Source organism: Mesorhizobium sp. M1322, from assembly GCF_040318085.1.
Lineage (GTDB): Bacteria > Pseudomonadota > Alphaproteobacteria > Rhizobiales > Rhizobiaceae > Mesorhizobium.
The window spans coordinates 20,027-37,623 of record NZ_JAMYLP010000054.1; the positions used below are offsets into that span (position 1 = coordinate 20,027).

Below are 17,597 nucleotides of genomic sequence, written 5' to 3' on the forward strand. Positions count from 1 at the left end.
GCTATTGGGGTCGCAGCCATGGAAACGGGCGGTCAGCCCGCCGCCTTCATCCAGTGCTGCATCGTCGTCACCGAGCGGGCAAGCTGCGGCGCCGGGTGGATCGTCTCGCCGAAGGTGGCTGCGGCGCGCCACGCCCAGCGCGGATCGGCGAGGAAGGCGCGGGCCAGAGCCACCATGTCGGCACGGCCCTCGGCGACGATCGCCTCGGCCTGCTTCGGGTCGTCGATCAGGCCGACGGCCCGCGTCGGGATGCCGGCGCCGTTGCGGACCGCTTCCGCTAGATGCACCTGGTAGCCCCGACCTGTCGGCAGCTTCTGCAGGGGCGAATTGCCGCCGCTCGAGCAGCAGAGATAGGCGACATCAGCTGCCTTCAGCGCCTTGGCCACTTCGATCGCGTCCTCGACATCGAAGCCGCCATCGACCCATTCCTCGACCGACAGGCGCGCTCCAAGCATCAGCTTGGGCACTGCCTTCCTCACCGACTTGGCGATCTCGACGACAAAACGCATGCGGTTCTCCAGCGAGCCGCCCCAGCGGTCGGTGCGCTGGTTGGAAAGCGGCGACAGGAATTGGAAGATCAGATAGCCGTGTGCTGCGTGCAATTCGATGAAATCGAAGCCGGCGCGCTCGGCCCGCCTTGCCGCCTCGACGAAGCGCTCGATGATTTGCAGGATCTCCTCGTCCTCCAACGCCCGCGGCACCTGCCAGCCCGTGTCGTAGGCGATTGCCGAGGCGGACACGATCGGCCACGGATCCTGATCGGCACCGAGCGGCCCGCCGCCTTCCCAAGGTTTCTGGTTGGAGGCCTTGCGGCCGGCATGGGCAAGCTGCGTGCCGAACTTGGTGCCAGGAGCGGCGACGCGCTTGGCGGCATCCAGCGCGCGCCGGGCGGCCGCCTCGTTGTCGTCGGAATAAAGGCCGAGGCAGCCATCCGAGATGCGGCCGCGCCGCTCGACGTCGGTCATCTCGACGGTGACCATGCCGGCGCCGGACATCGCCAGGTTCATCCAGTGGTACAGGTGCCAGTCGCTGGCGGAACCGTCATCGGCGGAATACTGGCACATAGGCGCCACCGCAATGCGGTTGGGAAAGGTGAGGCCGTCAAGCGTGATCGGATGGAAGAGGGATGTGGTCATCAGAAAACTCCGGGGAGGGGCTGTCGCTATTTAGGCAATGGATTGCGCCTGCGCCATACACGAGGCGGTGAAGCGCGCCTCTGGACCAGTTGCTGTCGGGATTGCGCAAATACCGGTTCGCGGTTACGGCTCGCGCCGGCAGCACGGAGTTCACCGCCGGCAGCACGGAGTTCACCATGGAAGATCGCATTCGTATCCGTTCGGAAGAAGTCCTTTCCGATGACTGGGCAGTCCTGAAAAAGACCGTCCTCGATTATCGCCGGCGCGACGGGCAATGGGAGACGCAGATCCGCCAGACCTACGATCGCGGCGACGGGGCGGTCATCCTGCCTTACGACCCCGAGCGCTCGACGGTTCTGCTCGTGCGGCAGTTCCGCTACGCGGCCTACGTCACCGGCTACCGCGAGCCGCTGATCGAGGCCTGCGCCGGCCTGCTCGATGAACACGATCCCGAAACCTGCATCCGCAAGGAGGCGGAAGAGGAACTCGGCTACCGCCTGAAGGACGTCGAACGGCTGTTTTCCCCCTACATGAGCCCTGGCAGCGTGACCGAGCGGCTCTGGTTCTTCGTCGCGCGTTATTCGCCGAGCGACCGCATATCCGACGGCGGCGGCGCGCCGGAAGAAGGCGAGGACATCGAGGTTCTGGAAATGCCGCTCGATGAGGCTTTGGCCGGCATCTACGATGGCAGTATTGTCGACGCCAAGACAATCATCCTGATCCAGCATCTGAAGCTGAACCCGATCCGGGCTTGATCCATGCCGGAACCCGGATGCCGCCGAGGAGCGCCGTCGATGTGCTGGTGCCGACGACGGGAATCGAACCCGTACGATCAGAGATCGAGGGGTTTTTAAGTCTCTTTCTAGGTGTCAACCCTTGGGGATCCAAGAGGGCACTGAGCCAACCGAGGACTGGCGCAAGATAGAGACGATCGAGGCGACAGAACTGGCCGCTCGCGCTGCAGAGCCGCATCCAAAAACAAAAGTCCGGTGGCGGAAAACGCCGGATTTCAGTGCTGAAACCGCACCACAAACATGAAATCCATAGTGCGGAAACCGACGGTACAGGGCTTGGTGCGGAAATGCAGCCGAGGCGATTTCAGGTGAGGCAAAAGACTCACATATTGCTGGCTGGGCTGTTGGGATCGATCTTCATCAGCCGATCCTTGGCCTCGACCAGACGCCGTTGCGTTCGTATCCTGCTGCACAGCGCGTTATTCTCGGCGATCATTTCTTCTGTACGTGCGAGCGCGAGCTCGGCCCGTTTGATGCGTTGCTCGGCAGTCTCGGCCGCCGTCCCGCGGCCGTGGGGTTCCATGGTGTCCATGAGTTTGTAACACATGGCGGGCGATATCGTTCCTTGATGTCGCGCGAAACGGGTGTCGCATGAGCGCGGCCCTACTGATCCGCGCGTTGGTCTCCGATCGTGTTTGCTTCGGCCAACCTAGCCAGCGCCTGTTCGACCTTTTGAGCCGACGCGTCCGTGCGCTTGATGTGTTTCAAAATTTGCTGCCTCAGCAGCACGAGCCTTGCGGCCCGGTATATCTCGCCGTGACTCGCATCTTCAAGGTGGAGGGTCGCGAGCATCATGGGTCAATCCTTCCGATCGATCTTCGTCATGCGTTCCCTGGCCTCAATGACGCGTTTTTTCTCGGACCGTATGCGGTCGCACAACGCGATATTGACGGCGACGCAGCCATCGTCCGCCAACTTCGCACGCCTAAGTGAGCGCTCGGCCCGTTTTACGCGCAGCCTGGCATTGGCCAGTTCGAAGCTAAAAATATCAATCATCATCATCATACCGCTTCGTTCGCAGTCCCTTCGATTGTTAACCGGCGTCGATCCCATTTGTTCCGACAGCACGCGGCGCATCGCCGGGACGGAGCGATCTGACTGTGCCGGGGAACTCGCCACCGGACGAGATCGTCGCGTCTGATCGACGTCGCGCTCAAGGCAGAGCGCGAGAAGCACAATGCGAAACGAGGGTGGCGGGAGCCGAGGGAGCTTGCCATAGCCCGTATAACATATGTTACGACGACAGAGGTTCCTTGCCGAATAACCGGACGGACTTCTTCGGCGATAGGTCGTCGGCCGACCAACTGCTCGAGATGCCGAAAGCCAGGATGACAGTGGTTGCCAAGCAAACGCGCTTCATCGCCTCGCTCACCGCCACCCTGCGGCCGCCGCCTCGGCCTCAGAACAAAACCACCTCACCGTACTGTCCATCGCCATTGGATAAGTGCGTTCCGTGACCACGACTGGAACCATCGACAGATCAGCACCATGTACTTGGGTACCTGACCTTGGTGGAGACCGGTATGTATCTGTTTACTCTCTCGGCCCTTGCGGCAATTATATTGTGCTTGATCGGATCGGTTATGCTCGTAAGAGAGTTTGTAGGGAGAGCAGACCGCAGGATATTCCGACCGTCTTATTGGTTTGCTGCGGCAGCGGCTATGGTATTGATGGGAGCGGTTTCCCTTTTTGAGATGTGAGTTCGGTCTCCTGCTCGCACCCCCAGTTTCCGCAAAGGGTCGGAAGCTGCCGCTCGATTTATGAGTTTACGCCCTTAAGTCATGGTGGAACTCTAGCAATTTCTAGAAATTGTCTGTGACCAGTGGGCATGTCCCCGCTGCCCGCTGCAGATCGGGACGCAACAACCCGATCGGCCCTGCTTTCACCATCTTGCATTAGAAACGTGGAACATAAGTGAGGCAGAAACATTGTTGGCGCCATGGACAAGAACGATGTGACAATCCTCCTGAATGCTTTCCGAGCAGCCTGCCAAAGGATCCGGTGATCCGAGCCGATATTGCGAAAAGGTTTTCGAGAGAGACCGACGGTAAAATTGGGCCGGACGATTTGGTGGTCACGAAGGCGAGGCGGGATCGCAATCTGTTTGAGGAACTGGAAAAAGCTGACGCCGCCCTCGACAGCCAACCGACCGTGGTTCCTTTGCTCCTGGTTCTGTATGTGCTCTCAATGTTGGGCTTGGCAGCGTACGCCCTCGCTAGTTGGTATCTTCCATAGCGCGATGCTCGACCTCCCCCCGCGTGGTGGACAAGCCGTCAGCTTCTTTCGCGCACGAGGCTGAATCAGCGGCAAGTCGTCTGCTACTTTTTCTTTGTCGCCAATCTTGTCCGGTCTGGACAGTATATGACGTAACGCTAATTTAATGCCAATGGCACGTTTTCTGTTGAGCCTCGTTTCGATTTTATTTTGCTGCACGCATCTCCAAGCGCAAGCGTGGCAGCTTTTCGGCGTCAGGCAGTTTGGCTTCATATTCGATGTTCCCCCTGGCTTTGTCCTGACGCAGCATTCGGATCAGGGCGCGGAATTTCGGGGCGAAAACGATGCCCTTCTTACCGTGTGGGGCGCAAGGCTCGGCGAGCACAGTTTTCGCGCCGAGATCGAGCACCGCATGGTCGAGGATGAAAAGGAGGGCTGGAAACTGACCTATAGGCGCGTCACGCCGAGATGGGCCAGCTACTCGGGTATCAAGAACGAACAGATCCGATATGTCCGCGCCATTGCGGTCTGCAACGACCGTGCCGCGCTCTTTGTCATAAATTACAGCAGCGATGAAAAAATCCCGTACGATCCGATTGTGGTGCGAATGGTGCGATCCCTGAAGACGGAAGGTTGCTGAGAACCGTTAAACAGTCCATCCATCTCAAACCCGTCATGGCTTTCGGCCGTTGCTTCGAAGACTGATCATCAGCCGGTCCAACGCCATGCTTCTTCAACATGCATTCCTGACTACGAAGGCCAGCAGCGGGCGCGCAATCGCGACTGGAAACCGACTTTTGGGGTAGCGTTTACCCCACCGCCGAGCGCGGCGGGGCAGGCCGATTTTCGTAGTTATTGGGTATTTCGAGGATCGTCCGCTGGATTGATGTACTTGATGCCCCATGGGCCATTGGTCGTGAGTTGGAGCACCGTCTCCTCGTCGAAGTAAGCAAAATGTGCCATGCCTTGCGGCAAAGCGAAGTAGCTGCCCGCAGGAATTGCTTTGGCGGCGCTCCGATCGGCGGTCTCGCCCATGCCAAGATTAACGGTCCCCGATATTACTGTGTCAACCTCAAGCCCTGGATGCGTGTGCGGCGGGATCGCATACCCAGCCGGCAATTTGAGCCGAAGGGCAAACGGACCTTCCTTGGTCGGATCGCCGAACAAGACTGCCGCCTCTGCTCCGGCAGGGAGCGCTTTGGGGCCCGGGCCCCACTTAACTTCGTTGGGAGTGATCACAGTGTGCGCATCCTCTGCCGAAGCAAAGGAGGCGATTCCGCAGTACACGATCCAGCCGATTGCAAGTAGCGATGTAACTTTCATGGTAGCCTCCCGTCTAGGCGGGTTACCCATTCCGGCCCGTGCCGGGGTGGGCTCGCCAAAACCGGTCAGATTAGGTCCGCGAGTCACGTCTAGGCAAGCGCCATTTGTAGCCGGAGCAGCGGCGCTGAACCAAGCGCAGCCGGGCACTCGCGAGCGGGGTAGGCCAAGCAGGGCGCCGGGCCTGACCGGCGGGGCTCAGCCGCCCACAACCTGCGACGTCCCAGTGTGTTCGACAAGCCGTATTGGCGCACAGTCCTGACCACGAAGGACAGGGCCCAAGGCGATGGCGAAAGGCGGCGTAGGACAGCGGCCTACCGAAACGCGCGCTGGCGGCCCTACGCGCCGCTCCCGGCTGCGCAGTCTGCGCTTGCGCCATCATATCAGACAAGCCTAATGTAATTCATGATCTGGCCATTGAGGGGGTGCGGCGGCGCATTCGGGTTTGGCGCTAGCATCGCCGTAGCCTGCGCTTTCGGAACTCCTTTGGCATCGGCACATGATGACTGGTACGAAAAACAGTGCTGCCATGACGAGCATTGCGAGCCGATGGCAGACGGTGCCGTTCGCGAAACAAGCAAGGGCTTCAAGGTGCCGTCAGGCGAATTGCTGCATTACGCGGACGGCAGGGTGCGTCAGTCGCACGACATGCGATTTCATTGGTGCCATGCCCAAAAAGTAACGGCAGGCCGGCATCGTGAATTCCCATCTCGCAACGCTGACATTACGATCTGCCTGTACGTGCCGCCTAGGTCATTCTGACGTTCGGTCCAGCTAGCGGTTCAAGGTTCCGCTTTGGAACTTTGAAATCGGCGCGCCACTCGCAACTTATCGTTTCCGCAGCCTCACGCCAGCGCCGCCGCCGTTCTCCGGGATGAACTCGACGCCTGCGGATTCAAGGGCGCGGGCAATCGCTGTCATCGCATGGGCAGAGGCGGCGGGCTTCCCCGAACCTTCGGCACGTTTGACGGTCATCGACGATACATTCGCTGCGGCCGCGACTTCCGGCTGAGAGAGCCCAAGAAGCGCTCGCGCAGCTCGAAGCTGATCGGGTGATGCCATGCGGTGTTGACCTAATTAGAACAATGATGTTATGTTCTAATTGTATCAACAACTAGCTCTAGGAGCAACCACCATGCCGAACACCACTGTTCGGGCAGCCGCCAAAGGCATGCCCGATGTCAACCGCCGTCGCCTTCTGCTTGGCTTCGCGGCTGCTTCAACCGCCGCTGCCGCCGCGGCGGCCTTTCCGATCATCGACGTGACTGCAGCGCCGATCCCAGCTACGCGGACGAAAACCAGTCTCGATGCAATGCTGCTGGATCTGCCGCCGGAAGAGGCACACCGATTGAGGATAGAAATTCTAGCGATCATCGCCGCTGTCAAAGAGATGTGCGCCCGAGGCGACGATTTCCAAACGATCAGGGATTTTGTCAGAACCCGGTGTCAGTAAAATCAGATGGACTGGAAGAGGGAACAGGGAATATGAGCGCGCCCGTTGGAACCCTGAAGCCCTACGGCATCCCGGCAGGCGTGGATGCCAGCAGATGGCGGCAATCGCTCGAAACGCGTCTGAACGACCTCCTAGACCGCGCATGGAAGCGGACTGCGATTTGACACAGCCGACGACGAGCATTCGCTAGGTTGGCCAGAGCGAGGCCCTGGAGCCTATGGAGTCCAGTGCGATGATCGCGAATGCGACGACTGCGACGACGAGGACAGCCACGACGCCGAGCCCTGCCCGGACACCTACGGCGAAACCGTCATGCGGCCTGACGATCTGAAGTCGCAGGAAATGCTGGTGTCAGCATGAATGCGCTTACTTCCGCCCCGACCGTCGAACCCTTTTGCATCTCTGACACGTTCGTCACTGGCGCCGGCCCGCTCACCTTCATGGGGGACAATCTCAGGCTGACTCTGCATGTCAAACAGTGCTCGACTTATGATGGCGGCACAGTTGTTGTTGAAAACGCCGTGGTGGCAAAGCTTGTTGGAAGCCGCACCGACATGCTGCAAATCGCTGCCGCCATCCTTCGAGGATGCAACGCGCGGTCAATGCCGATCGACAAGGTGGTTGAGAGCTTCATGGAATTTCTCGAAGCACCGGCAGAGCGTCACTGATTAACCCAACTTGGCATCACACAGAGCCCGCTGCCTCGGTGGCGGGCTCGTTTGCTTATGGCCTGTTGCTGCTCGCGCAAGGAAAGCTCAAGGCGGAGCGCGAGAAGCACGATGCGAGATGATGGCGCTGGGAGCGGCGTTTCAGCCGCTGCCTCACGGTGGCGGGCTATCTCTTTTACCCCAGCAGTTATTGGAGGTTCGAATTCTCTCTACCAATCGAAACTTTAGACCCTCCTCTGGGCTGTATGTGACATCGTCTACCGCGTAGATCGCGATGTAGCCCTTGCGTTCGAAGCCAATCAGGTTTCCAGCGGTATCGACGATCGGTTTATCGCCGGTCAAGATCACGCGTTTCCCCTTTCGAACTGCCTCGGCCAATTCCAAAATTTGCGGAGAGTTGGCGTAACCGTGCCGCTGAAAGCGGTCGTGGTGAAGGAGACCTTTCACCCAATATTTGTGGACGCACGGGAGATCTTCGCCGTCGACAGTGGCGAACCATGATCCTCGATGGCCCTTAGCCTTGGCTGGCATCAAATGTCCTCCCAATTGCGGTCCCGGCTACCCTAGCGGCTACCCAGGCCTCATTAGTAAGGGTAGCCTCCGCGACGACATAATGAAAATAACAAAGCAATTTCAACGTGGTGCGGACGACGGGAATCGAACCCGTACGATCAGAGATCGAGGGATTTTAAGTCCCTTGCGTCTACCAATTCCGCCACGTCCGCAGGCCAGTCCTTTTCAGACGCCAGCCAAAGGCCGTCAAGCCATCTTCTGCCATCGAAAAATCTCACACTGGAAGCACGCCTTGTCGCTGCGCCGCAAGGAACGACATGTGGCTTAAAATCTGAACCTTGCCTCAATGTCCATTGATAGCGCAAAACGCTGGACCAAAAACCCGCCTTGGCGGCGGGTCGTCAGGCGCAAAATCAGCACAAGTGGCCAAATCAACGGCATGGCTGCCGTCATCGAGCCAGCGGCAACCCTCGCCAGCAAGGGGCAATCCACTGATTTTAACTTGATCAAGATCGCCGGAACCATTTCGCAGCGGCTGAGTTTCGGACTGAAGCTACTGGAATCCCGAACATGGCAGAATTTGAGACAGAACGAGGAAAGTCTGTTGCAAACGCCGTACGGCAGTTGATCCGGTCTGAAGACAATCGCCGGTATTTACACGGTGTGCTAGGTCTTGGCGTCGACCCCCGGCTGCCCAACCCCCTTGCCTCGTTGCTTGAGGCGCTTGATCAGGCCGGGCGGGAACCGTTTCCGCATCCCCGGAGCCCAAACGAACGATGACCGGGTAAAATCCACTAAATCCTCTCCCCCCACACCCCATGACCCAACGCTACGACATCGAGAAGACACCTGAAGGTACCTGGGACGTCATCGATGTGTTCACGGGGCTGCCGGTTGTCGAGGTCGGCGTTCCCTTGATCGACATGCCGATCGAAGAGGCTTCTCAACTGCCGCGACAGGGAACAGCGGCAGGATACTTGACGGTGGCGTCCCAGCATCCAGAAAGATCCGCCAACGAGGGGCGATCTGATTTCCCGCAAACGGAATCGTATTCCGGTTGGGCACTTGCCGTGGACGCCGCCGAAACAAAAAAACCCGCCTCGGCGGCGGGTCATTGGCGCAAATCAGCACCATGTCGAAATCAATAGCATAGATGCCGTCACAAAGCAAGGAATCACGAGCTCGCGACGAGACTCGAAATCGCGGTCGCCGTGAAGGCCGAGGAGCGATCGAGCATCCGCTGATCCTGCTGGTCAAAACGCCATCGGCTTGGCACAGTCGGGAAAACAGGAGTCTCTTCATGGCGAAGACCGCAACGAAACCAAAACCCTGGGCTGAGGCGGCGACGCATCTGGTCGACGTCGCGATGGGCAGGAGGCCCGCCGATCTCGTCATCCGCAACGGGCGCTGGGTCAACGTTCACTCCGGCGAGATCATCGCCGGCACCGACATTGCCATTGCCGGCGGCCGCTTCGCCTATTGCGGGCCGAATGCCGGCCACGCCATAGGGCAGGGCACCAAGGTGGTCGACGCCGGCGGGCGCTATCTGGTGCCGGGCCTCTGCGACGCGCATATGCATGTCGAGAGCGGCATGGTGACGGTGACGGAGTTCTGCCGCGCGGTCATTCCGCATGGCACCACCTCGATGTTCATCGATCCGCACGAGATCGCCAATGTGCTCGGCTTGCCGGGTGTGCGGCTGATGCATGACGAGGCCGTCGCCATGCCGATCAACGTGTTAGTGCAGATGCCGTCCTGCGTGCCTTCGGCGCCGGGGCTGGAGCATGCCGGCGCCGAGCTGACGGTCGCCGATGTCGCCGAGGCGATGGCGTGGGAAAACATCATCGGGCTTGGCGAGGTTATGAACTTTCCCGGTGTGGCGGGTAACGATCCGATGATGGCGGGCGAGATCGCCGCGACGGTGAGGGCGGGCAAGACCGTCGGCGGCCATTATGCCTCGCGCGACCTCGGCCTGCCGTTCCACGGCTATGTCGCCGGCGGACCCGAGGACGACCACGAAGGCACGCGCGCCGAGGACGCCATCGCCCGCGTGCGCCAGGGCATGAAGGCGATGCTCAGGCTGGGCTCGGCCTGGTACGACGTCGCCTCGCAGATCAAGGCGGTGACGGAGAGCGGGCTCGACCCGCGCAATTTCATCCTGTGCACCGACGACAGCCATTCCGGCACACTTGTCCATGAAGGCCATATGGACCGGGTGGTCAGGCACGCCATCAGCAAGGGGCTGAAGCCGGTGACGGCGATCCAGATGGCGACGCTCAACACCGCCCAGCATTTCAGGCTGGAGCGGGAGTTTGGTTCGATCGCGCCGGGGCGGCTTGCCGATCTGCTTATCGTCTCCGATCTGGCTGCAATGACCATCGATGAGGTCTATGGCCGCGGCGTCAGGCTGGCCAAGGGCGGCAAGCTCGACATCGACATTCCGGCCTATGACTATCCAAAGACGGCGAAGAACACCGTCAAGCTCGGGAAGAAGCTCAAAGCAGGGGATTTCGACATCATGGCGCCCATCGGCGCCAACGAGGTTCGGGTGCGGATCATCGGCGTGATCGAGAACCAAGCGCCGACGCGCGCGCTCGAGGCCGATCTTCCGGTAGAGGACGGACTGGTCGTCATGGACCGCCGCAACGACGTGTGCCAGATCGCGCTGGTCGAGCGCCACCTGGGCACGGGCGGCGTCACCAATGCCTTCGTTTCCGGCTTCGGCTATATGGCCGACTGCGCCATGGCCTCCAGCGTGGCGCATGATGCGCACCACATCATCGTCGTCGGCACCAGCAAACAGGACATGGCATTGGCGGTCAACCGGCTGGGCGAGATTGGCGGCGGCGTCGTGCTGTTCTCCAAGGGCAAGGAACTGGCGCTGGTCGAAATGCCGATCGCCGGGCTGATGTCGGACGAGCGCGCCGAAATCGTCGCGGCCAAGGCCGACAAGCTGACCGAGGCGATGCGCCAGATGGGCTGTTCACTGAACAACGCCTACATGCAGCACTCGCTGCTGGCGCTGGTCGTCATCCCCGAACTGAGGATTTCTGATGTCGGCCTGATCGACGTGACGACGTTTCAGAAAGTCGACTTGTTCGTCTGACGACGACCAAGGGCGAGCCCAAATTGCTCATCCGCCGGTGGCGATGGTCAGCACCCTGAACGGCGTAGTGATGACGATCTCGGCGACGGAGCCGACGGCCTTGCCGATGCCTTGGCCGAGATTGTCGATCGGCTGCGCAGGATTGACCTCGTCTGATGCCAGGCCGGCCGGGGCGCGCAGCCGGTCGCCGAGCAACTGCACCAGGAACGGGTTATCGGCGAACTTGGCGTGGTTCAGACGGTCGCCGCCTTTGGTCTTGCTCAGGTCGACCACCGAAACGCCGTAGCTGGCGAGGTCGGCCGCGTCGCCGTAGTCGCCGACGCGCGGCTTGTCGCCGGAGATCAGGGAGGACAACCTGAGGGCGCGATCGTCGCCCGAAAGCAGGATGGCGAAAGGCTTGTCGGGCTTGCCATAGCGGATCATCTGCTTCTTGAACACATCGACATCGATGTCGGGCGAGGCCAGGATGACATAGCCGAGCTTGTCACTGAGATCGCGGTCGCCGGTGATCGCAAGCTGGCGCAGCGCTTCCATCGTCACCCAGGTGCCCATCGAATGGGCGATGATGTCGATGCTCTTGGCCTTCGTCTTGGCCAGCATGCGCAGCGTCTCTTCGAGATCGTCGCGCGCAGCGTTGGCACTTTCCTTGTCGTAGATATAGCCCGTGGTCTTGCCGCTCGACGCCCATGAGAACAGCACCGGCGTGCCGGGATATTTCGTGTCGTGCGCGATCTGCGTCAGCCGGAAGATGCCGTCGTCGAAACCGTTGTTGAAGCCGTGCACGAAAACCAGGGCGCGGTCGCCGCGCATCGCGATGTCGGCGCCGACCGCCTTGGCGAATTGCGGGGCGCCTTCGTAGAATTCGACCTCGGTTGCCGTGAAGTCCTTCGCCGGATTGCTGTTAACGGCGCCCCTGACCCGCTCGATGGCGCCGACCTGATGGACCTTCGGAACGGTGACCTCGACACTGGCAAAACTGGTGGTCGGTGAACGGTCACCGTCGAACACCTGCCGCGGATCTTTCGTGGCTTTCTTGCGGGTGGTGGCGACGAATATCTCATGCGTGGCCGCGATGTCGGAGGCAGGCACCGTGACAGCCGTCGTGTTGAGAAGGTCGTGTGTCTTCCGGCCGGCGCAACCGGTAACGGCGAGCGCAAACGCTACGACGAGAAAAATCTTCGAACGCACGGTCACGCAGGCTCCCGCAAGGGGGACGTCAAGCTGGTGACGTCGCTCGCTATTTCGATAAAGCCAGGGGCCGGCCCGGTCCAGTTGAAAGTGATCCGATGATGCCGCAACCGTGAACATGCACGACGAAAGCCGGCCGAACAGGGCGTCGAACGCACCTCACTGCCCGAGCAGGCTGATGCGGTCGGTCACCTCGCGGTCGCTGGCAAATCCGTCATCCTCGCGCAGCCGCTGGCCGATCATCTTCACCAGCTCGGGGTTGTCGGCGAATTTGGTGTGGTTGAAGCGATCCGATCCCTTAACGCTGGAGAGATCGACGACGCTCACGCCATAGTCGGCGAGGTCGGCGGCGTCCTTGTAGTCGCCGACGCGCGGCCGCGAGCCGGCGATCAGGCCGGAGAGCCGCAGCGCCCGGTCGTCGTCGGACAAAAGCAGGATGAAGGGTTTGTTCGGCTTGCCGTAGCGGCGCATCTGGCTCTTGAACACGTCGACATCAATGTCGGGCGAGGCCAGCACGACGTCGCCGAGCTTGCCGCCGAGATCGCGGTCCCCGTTGATGGCGAGCTGGCGCAGCGCTTCCATGGTGACCCAGGTTCCCAGCGAGTGCGCGACGATGTCGATGCGTCGCGCGCCGGTCTGCGCGAGCATCCTCAGCGTCACTTCCAGCTGGTCACGGGCAGCACTGGCGCTTTCCCGGTCGTAGACATAGTCCCTGGTCTTGGCGCCCGACGCCCAGGAAAACAGCACCGGCGTGCCCGGGTAGCCGGAATCATGGGCGATCTGGGTGACGCGGTAGACGGCGGCGTCGAAACCGGTGTTGTAGCCATGGACGAAGACCATGACGCGACCGCCGCGCGCGGCGATGTCGGTGCTGAGCGCGCTGGAGAATTTCGGCGCGGTGTCGTAGCCGACGACGTCGGAGGCCATGAAGTATTTGGCCGGGTCATTCGACTTGCCGCGCGAACGCCGCTCGATCCGACCGGTTTCGTGGGTCCCCGGCACGGTGACGTTGGCGCGGGCATAGTTCAGCGTGGCCGAGCGCTCACGGTCGAAAACCTTGCTGGGATCGTCGGAGCGCTTGCGCGTCGTGGCAATAAAGATGCTGTGGTTGCCGGCGATTTCCGTCACCGGCGCTGACACCATGGCGCTGCCGAGCAGTTCCTCGGTTTGCCGGCCGCCGCAACCGGCAACAAGCAAGGCAAGGGCAAGGATACAAATCTTCTTCAACTCTAGAATTCCACTCCGGCCGAAAGGCTTAATCCAACCTCCGCGAACCCTCCCGGACAGCCGAAGTGCGGCAGAAGTAAGTCATATCCCGCCGAAATGCGCTCAGCGCCTCGCGACGGCCATCGCACTGTTGCGCGAAAGCCAAAACGGCGGCAGGCGGATGAGGGCGGCGCCGACATCGAGAATTGGTCATTCCAACATGAGTTGGAGGCTACTTTTATCTGAAGCGATGCCCTGATCAAACGCACGCGCCGTGTGCTAGGTTTGTGACCATCGCGTCGCGGCAAACCAAGTGCATGCTGCGTTGCCCACACACGACATGCGATCCGGGGTGATCTTGCCATGACCAGTTTCTCCTCCCGTGTCGCTGCCGCTGCCGCCGCGATCCGCCAGATTTTCCCGGAGACGCCGCTGCAGGAAAACGACTATCTGTCGAAGAAGACCGGCGCGCGCGTGCTGCTGAAACGCGAGGACCTGTCGCCGGTGCGCTCCTACAAGATCAGGGGCGCCTTCAATTTCTTCCGCAAGGCGCTCGACGCCGGCAACGATGCCGAGCTGTTCGTCTGCGCTTCCGCCGGCAACCATGCGCAGGGCTTTGCCTTTGTCTGTCGTCATTTCGGCAGACGAGGTGTGGTGTTCATGCCGGTGACGACGCCGCAGCAGAAGATCGACAAGACGCGGCTGTTCGGTGGCGAGTTCGTCGAGATCAGGCTGGTCGGCGACTTTTTTGACGACTGCTACCGCGCCGCCTTCGAATTCACCGAAAGTGCCGGCGCGCACATGGTGCCGCCGTTCGACCACAAGGACATCATCGAGGGGCAGGCGACCGTCGCCTACGAGATATCAGGCCAGATGCCTGGCGCCCGCACGCCCGACATCATCATGCTGCCGGTCGGCGGCGGCGGTCTGGCTGCGGGTGTGACACATTATTTCGCCGACCAGCGCCGCGACACGCGCTTCGTCTTCTGCGAGCCGGCCGGCGCGCCAAGCCTGAGCGAGAGCCTCGCCACCGGCAAGCGCATCAAGCTTGCCAAGGTCGACAATTTCGTCGACGGCGCGGCGGTGGCCGAGATCGGCCGCGAGCCGTTGCGGCATCTCAGGGCGTTTGCCACTGAGTCCGTGCGGCTGATCCCGGAAAACCGGCTCTGCGCGACCATGATCGAGATGCTGAATGTCGAAGGCGTGGTGCTGGAGCCAGCCGGCGCACTGGCGATCGACGCCCTCAAGGATTTTTCGAAGAAGGAAATCAGGGGCAAGACCATCGTCGCGGTGGTTTCGGGCGGCAATTTCGATTTCGAGCGGCTGCCGGATGTGAAGGAAAGGGCGCTGCGCTTCGAGGGGCTGAAGAAGTACTTCATCATCCGCTTTCCGCAGCGGCCGGGCGCGCTGCGCGATTTCCTCGAATTGCTGGGGCCTGACGACGACATTGCCCGCTTCGAATATCTGAAGAAATCGGCGCGCAATTTCGGTTCGGTGCTGATCGGCATCGAAACCAAGGACCGCCGCAATTTCGATCTGCTCAACGCGAATTTCGAAGCCGAGGGCGTCCAGTATCAGGACATCACCGACAACGAGACGCTCGCCGGGTTCATCATATGAGCGCCCGAGTATGAGTGAAGAGAAGAAAATCTTCGTTGCATTGTTTTCCGGCATCAATGTCGGCGGCAACCGCATCGTCAAGATGGCCGAACTTCGGTCGTTCTTCGAGGAACTCGGCTTTGGCGACGTCGCCACCTATGTGCAGAGCGGCAATGTCGTGTTCCGTTCGGCAAAGGGCGATGCGGCCACGCTGACCAAACAGCTGGAAGCGGCCTTCGAGAAGAAATGGGGATTTCACTCGCGCATCATGGTGCGCGATCTCGGCTGGTTCGAGCGGCTGGTGGCGGACAATCCCTATCCGGAAGTTGCCGTGGAGCCGACGAAGCTCCACGCCTATGCGCTGGAGCGCGCGCCGACCGCCGACGAGGTCGCGCGGCTGGCCGAAAAATGCACAGGTCCCGAGCGGTTCGAGATTAGGGGCGACGTGCTTTACCTGCATGCACCGGAAGGCCTCGGCAAATCGGTGTTTGCCAATCTCATCCCGCGCACGCTGAAGGTGCCCGGCACCGCGCGCAACTGGCGCACGGTGCAGATGCTGCTGGAGTTGGCCGGCCGAGGCGGCTGAGCGTGGTCGCCTACGCTGCCGAAGCCCTTTTCCAGTCGAACGTCAGCTCTTCCCGGAAAGCGAAGCGTTTGATGTGGTCGGCGACGACCGTTTCCAGGCGCTCCAGCGAGCCGGCTTCGTCAGCGGTTACCGCGATATGCAGCGCTGCCGGGTCGGCATCCAGAACCGTGCGGCCAATTGAGAGATCGATGGTGCCGTGGTTCGGATCGAACTCGACGGGAAACTTGTGCGCCCAGTGCTTGCAGAGCTGCTGCAGATAGCGGCTCGCATGTTCGGTGACGACATCGACATGGCTGGTAGGCATGAATGGATTTTCTCCTGAGGCAAGATGCGCCAATTTCGGAAGCAGGCGCGATCGCCGCACAGATAGACGCGATCTCGAGAAACGCCACAAATTGTCCGGCTTGGTCGTACCCGCTCTCGATCTTGTGATGATTACCAGCTTCCGGTGTTCGCCATCGACGCCCAGGGCTCGGCCTTGGCCTTGGCCGGGCCTTTCTGCAAAAGCTCGATCGATATGCCGTCCGGCGATCTGACGAAGGCCATGTTGCCGTCGCGCGGCGGCCGGTTGATCGTGACGCCCTTGTCCATCAGCCGCTGGCAGGTGGCGTAGATGTCGTCGACCTCGTAGGCGAGGTGGCCGAAATTGCGGCCGCCCTTGTAGTCTTCCGGATCCCAATTGTAGGTGAGCTCGATCAGCGGCGCCTTGTCGGCGATGCCGCTTTGCTCGTCCTCAGGCGCGGCGAGGAAGATCAGCGTGTAGCGCCCCTGTTCGTTTTCATGGCGGCGCACTTCCTTGAGGCCGAGCTTGTTGCAGTAGAAATCAAGCGATGCATCGATGTCGGCGACACGAACCATGGTGTGCAGGTAGCGCATGTGATTTTCCTCGAAATGTTGCGTTGGCGGCGGAACATAGGGGCCACCCGGCCAAAGGGCAATTCCCGATAGTCGGTCGTGTCGGCAAACAACGAATCCGGTATTCCTGCAATGAACCGTGAAAAAAGGCACGGCAGGTCTTGCACACACCGGAAGCGGCAGTGTTAATCTAACGTCAAGAATCAGTTGCGGTATTCTTGGAAAAAGGGGGGCGTTCTTATGGGGGAAAAGGCCTCTTTCATGGGGCGGGACGGAACCGGTAACGCCTTGCGAAGGGACGAGAGCGGCGATGCGGCCGATCTCGTCGAGGTTGCGGGTGCCATCAAATGGTTCGACGTGGCCAAGGGTTACGGTTTCATTCTTCCCGATGACGGCGCTTCCGGCGATATTCTCCTCCACGTGACGTGTCTTCGAAAGGATGGTTTCCAGACCGCCCTGGAAGGCGCGCGCGTCGTCTGCCTCGTCAAGCAAGGCGAGCGCGGATTGCAGGCATTCCGTGTGCTCTCGATGGATCTCACCACGGCGACCCATCCGGCGGAGATGCAGGAGCAGCGCACCCACGTGTCGGTGACGCCGGAAAGCGGTCTCGAGCGGGCGCTGGTGAAATGGTTCAACCGCACCAAGGGGTTCGGTTTTCTGACCCGGGGCGAGGGCACCGAAGACATTTTCGTCCATATGGAGACGCTGCGCCGTTACGGCATCACCGAGCTCAGGCCGGGGCAGGTCGTGCTGGTCCGCTTCGGGCGCGGCGACAAAGGCCTTATGGCTGCCGAAGTTCACCCGGATATGGGTACCTTGCCGGTCTCGCATTAGGCTCCATCCCGGTCGAATCGGGATGGGACCCTAGGCCGTGTGGACAGTTACCGCAACCATAGGACAATAGCCGCGAGAGTGACAACGGCGCGGTAATTGCGGGCGGTTTTCTCGAAGCGGGTTGC

At 60.9% G+C, this 17,597-nt stretch carries 22 protein-coding genes, 1 tRNA gene and 1 pseudogene; 10 read left to right on the top strand and 14 right to left on the bottom strand.

Annotated features, from left to right (window positions below; all coding sequences use genetic code 11):
* Positions 1-32 precede the first annotated feature (32 nt).
* Positions 33-1,136: an NADH:flavin oxidoreductase/NADH oxidase gene (locus tag NKH12_RS19415; RefSeq protein ID WP_352954610.1), complete on the bottom strand. Its 1,104-nt coding sequence runs from the start codon at positions 1,134-1,136 to the stop codon at positions 33-35.
* Positions 1,137-1,312: 176 nt separating this feature from the next.
* Between NKH12_RS19415 and NKH12_RS19420 the strand changes: the two genes are divergently transcribed.
* Positions 1,313-1,891 (top strand): NUDIX domain-containing protein, encoded by a 579-nt coding sequence (locus NKH12_RS19420; RefSeq protein WP_352954611.1) that lies wholly within the window; start codon positions 1,313-1,315, stop codon positions 1,889-1,891.
* Positions 1,892-2,252: 361 nt separating this feature from the next.
* Here NKH12_RS19420 and NKH12_RS19425 read toward each other — a convergent pair whose 3' ends face one another.
* From NKH12_RS19425 to NKH12_RS19440, 4 genes are all read right to left on the bottom strand, one after another.
* Entirely contained in the window at positions 2,253-2,462 is a 210-nt protein-coding gene (locus NKH12_RS19425) for a hypothetical protein (RefSeq protein ID WP_352954612.1), read from the bottom strand.
* Positions 2,463-2,533: 71 nt separating this feature from the next.
* Complete coding sequence (locus tag NKH12_RS19430; RefSeq protein ID WP_352954613.1) at positions 2,534-2,725, bottom strand: hypothetical protein; 192 nt, start codon at positions 2,723-2,725, stop codon at positions 2,534-2,536.
* A 3-nt stretch (positions 2,726-2,728) separates the two neighbouring features.
* On the bottom strand, positions 2,729-2,935 hold the full coding sequence (locus NKH12_RS19435) for a hypothetical protein (RefSeq protein ID WP_352954614.1): 207 nt from the start codon (positions 2,933-2,935) through the stop codon (positions 2,729-2,731).
* A 1,414-nt stretch (positions 2,936-4,349) separates the two neighbouring features.
* Positions 4,350-4,553 (bottom strand): hypothetical protein, encoded by a 204-nt coding sequence (locus NKH12_RS19440; RefSeq protein WP_352954615.1) that lies wholly within the window; start codon positions 4,551-4,553, stop codon positions 4,350-4,352.
* Between the two features lie 3 nt (positions 4,554-4,556).
* Here NKH12_RS19440 and NKH12_RS19445 point away from each other — a divergent pair, with 3 nt between their 5' ends.
* A complete protein-coding gene (locus tag NKH12_RS19445) occupies positions 4,557-4,784 on the top strand; it encodes a hypothetical protein (RefSeq protein ID WP_352954616.1) in 228 nt (75 codons plus the stop codon).
* Positions 4,785-4,996: 212 nt separating this feature from the next.
* On the opposite strand, the gene NKH12_RS19450 is transcribed toward NKH12_RS19445, so the two are convergent.
* The gene (locus NKH12_RS19450; protein WP_352954617.1) at positions 4,997-5,467 is read right to left on the bottom strand and encodes a cupin domain-containing protein; all 471 of its coding nucleotides are present in this window, start codon (positions 5,465-5,467) and stop codon (positions 4,997-4,999) included.
* 825 nt (positions 5,468-6,292) lie between these two features.
* Positions 6,293-6,526, bottom strand: a complete 234-nt coding sequence (locus tag NKH12_RS19455) for a helix-turn-helix transcriptional regulator (RefSeq protein WP_352954618.1) — start codon at positions 6,524-6,526, stop codon at positions 6,293-6,295.
* Positions 6,527-6,599: 73 nt separating this feature from the next.
* Here NKH12_RS19455 and NKH12_RS19460 point away from each other — a divergent pair, with 73 nt between their 5' ends.
* Positions 6,600-6,917: a hypothetical protein gene (locus NKH12_RS19460; RefSeq protein WP_352954619.1), complete on the top strand. Its 318-nt coding sequence runs from the start codon at positions 6,600-6,602 to the stop codon at positions 6,915-6,917.
* Positions 6,918-7,273: 356 nt separating this feature from the next.
* Entirely contained in the window at positions 7,274-7,585 is a 312-nt protein-coding gene (locus tag NKH12_RS19465) for a hypothetical protein (RefSeq protein WP_352954620.1), read from the top strand.
* A 153-nt stretch (positions 7,586-7,738) separates the two neighbouring features.
* Here NKH12_RS19465 and NKH12_RS19470 read toward each other — a convergent pair whose 3' ends face one another.
* Both NKH12_RS19470 and NKH12_RS19475 read right to left on the bottom strand, forming a co-directional pair.
* Positions 7,739-8,116 (bottom strand): hypothetical protein, encoded by a 378-nt coding sequence (locus NKH12_RS19470; RefSeq protein ID WP_352954621.1) that lies wholly within the window; start codon positions 8,114-8,116, stop codon positions 7,739-7,741.
* A 108-nt stretch (positions 8,117-8,224) separates the two neighbouring features.
* A tRNA-Leu gene (locus NKH12_RS19475) sits at positions 8,225-8,310 on the bottom strand.
* A 134-nt stretch (positions 8,311-8,444) separates the two neighbouring features.
* Here NKH12_RS19475 and NKH12_RS19480 point away from each other — a divergent pair.
* From NKH12_RS19480 to ade, 3 genes are all read left to right on the top strand, one after another.
* Positions 8,445-8,726, top strand: coding sequence for a hypothetical protein (locus NKH12_RS19480; RefSeq protein ID WP_352954622.1), 282 nt, complete (start codon positions 8,445-8,447; stop codon positions 8,724-8,726).
* A gap of 190 nt (positions 8,727-8,916) precedes the next feature.
* The gene (locus NKH12_RS19485; protein WP_352954623.1) at positions 8,917-9,246 is read left to right on the top strand and encodes a hypothetical protein; all 330 of its coding nucleotides are present in this window, start codon (positions 8,917-8,919) and stop codon (positions 9,244-9,246) included.
* A 152-nt stretch (positions 9,247-9,398) separates the two neighbouring features.
* Entirely contained in the window at positions 9,399-11,204 is a 1,806-nt protein-coding gene (gene ade, locus NKH12_RS19490) for an adenine deaminase (RefSeq protein ID WP_352954624.1), read from the top strand.
* A 27-nt stretch (positions 11,205-11,231) separates the two neighbouring features.
* Here the strand turns inward: ade and NKH12_RS19495 are convergent, their stop codons facing one another.
* Together NKH12_RS19495 and NKH12_RS19500 are read right to left on the bottom strand one after the other, a co-directional pair.
* Complete coding sequence (locus NKH12_RS19495; RefSeq protein WP_352954625.1) at positions 11,232-12,398, bottom strand: alpha/beta hydrolase; 1,167 nt, start codon at positions 12,396-12,398, stop codon at positions 11,232-11,234.
* Between the two features lie 153 nt (positions 12,399-12,551).
* Positions 12,552-13,619: an alpha/beta hydrolase gene (locus NKH12_RS19500; RefSeq protein WP_352954626.1), complete on the bottom strand. Its 1,068-nt coding sequence runs from the start codon at positions 13,617-13,619 to the stop codon at positions 12,552-12,554.
* 342 nt (positions 13,620-13,961) lie between these two features.
* Between NKH12_RS19500 and ilvA the strand changes: the two genes are divergently transcribed.
* Positions 13,962-15,218: a threonine ammonia-lyase IlvA gene (ilvA, locus tag NKH12_RS19505; protein ID WP_352954627.1), complete on the top strand. Its 1,257-nt coding sequence runs from the start codon at positions 13,962-13,964 to the stop codon at positions 15,216-15,218.
* 10 nt (positions 15,219-15,228) lie between these two features.
* Entirely contained in the window at positions 15,229-15,783 is a 555-nt protein-coding gene (locus NKH12_RS19510; protein ID WP_352954628.1) for a DUF1697 domain-containing protein, read from the top strand.
* Between the two features lie 10 nt (positions 15,784-15,793).
* Here the strand turns inward: NKH12_RS19510 and NKH12_RS19515 are convergent, their stop codons facing one another.
* A complete protein-coding gene (locus tag NKH12_RS19515) occupies positions 15,794-16,087 on the bottom strand; it encodes a DUF2218 domain-containing protein (protein WP_352954629.1) in 294 nt (97 codons plus the stop codon).
* Between the two features lie 131 nt (positions 16,088-16,218).
* Positions 16,219-16,659 carry a lactoylglutathione lyase gene (gene gloA / locus NKH12_RS19520; protein ID WP_352954630.1) on the bottom strand — a complete coding sequence of 147 codons (441 nt, stop codon included), beginning with the start codon at positions 16,657-16,659 and terminating at the stop codon, positions 16,219-16,221.
* A gap of 240 nt (positions 16,660-16,899) precedes the next feature.
* On the opposite strand from gloA, the gene NKH12_RS19525 reads away from it, so the two are divergent.
* Positions 16,900-17,472, top strand: coding sequence for a cold-shock protein (locus NKH12_RS19525; RefSeq protein ID WP_352954631.1), 573 nt, complete (start codon positions 16,900-16,902; stop codon positions 17,470-17,472).
* A 47-nt stretch (positions 17,473-17,519) separates the two neighbouring features.
* Here NKH12_RS19525 and NKH12_RS19530 read toward each other — a convergent pair.
* Positions 17,520-17,597 (bottom strand): annotated as a pseudogene (locus NKH12_RS19530) (IS5/IS1182 family transposase); the annotation flags it as partial.